This window comes from Chromobacterium sp. CCUG 30098 (assembly GCF_059916605.1).
Genome location: NZ_JAUCGS010000030.1, coordinates 1 through 744 on the forward strand (window position 1 = coordinate 1; position 744 = coordinate 744).

Genomic DNA, 744 nt, shown 5'->3' on the forward strand with positions numbered 1-744 from the left:
GTGTCGGCCACCGGCATGTCGCAGAGCATGACCGGGGTGTCCTCCTCTTATACCGGCACCTCCACCAGCGTCACCGGGACCAGCACCTCGGTCACCGGCACCTCCAAGAGCGTGACCGGCACCTCGATGTCGGACACCGGCTCGTCCACCAGCATCACCGGCACTTCGATGTCCACCACCGGTTCGTCCACCAGCGTGACCGGCACCTCGATGTCCACCACCGGCTCGTCCGCCAGCGTCACCGGTTGCTCGGTGTCCACCACCGGCGCTTCCGCCAGCGTCACCGGCTCGTCGGTCTCGGTCACCGGCTCATCCACCGGGGTTACCGGCTCCAGCATGTCCACCACCGGTTCCTCGGTCAGCAGCACCGGTTCCAGCGTGTCCAGCACCGGCTCCAGCTGCTCCACCACCGGGGTCAGCTATTCCTACACCGGCGCGTCCTATTCGGACACCGGCGTGGATTTGAAGAAGCTGGGCATGCAGGTGAAAAGCTGATGAGGCGGCGCAGGCTTGGACACGGGAAAGGAGAGCGGACATGCGCTTGATCGAACTGCACAGCCCCTTGCTGGACGCGGACAGCGTCGCGCTGAGCTTCAAGGCGGACGAGCGTCTGTCGCAGGAGCCCAGTTACCAGCTCGACATCGCCTGCGCCGACCCGGCGCTGGACCTGGACGGGCTGCTCGGCTCGCGGCTGACGGTGGACATCGACCTGGGCGACGAGGGCGTCCGGCCTTTCCACTGCCA

General features: G+C 66.8%; 3 protein-coding genes. 2 read left to right on the top strand and 1 reads right to left on the bottom strand.

Annotation, left to right across the window (positions count from 1 at the left end):
• Positions 1 to 47: 47 nt before the first annotated feature.
• Complete coding sequence (locus QUG03_RS23170) at positions 48 to 338, bottom strand: hypothetical protein (RefSeq protein WP_500821119.1); 291 nt, start codon at positions 336 to 338, stop codon at positions 48 to 50.
• On the opposite strand from QUG03_RS23170, the gene QUG03_RS23175 reads away from it, so the two are divergent.
• Positions 337 to 495 carry a hypothetical protein gene (locus QUG03_RS23175; protein ID WP_500821120.1) on the top strand — a complete coding sequence of 53 codons (159 nt, stop codon included), beginning with the start codon at positions 337 to 339 and terminating at the stop codon, positions 493 to 495. The two genes, QUG03_RS23170 and QUG03_RS23175, sit on opposite strands and share 2 nt — an antisense overlap.
• 40 nt (positions 496 to 535) lie before the next feature.
• On the top strand, positions 536 to 744 hold a 209-nt coding region (locus QUG03_RS23180; RefSeq protein WP_253315796.1), incomplete at its 3' end, for a hypothetical protein.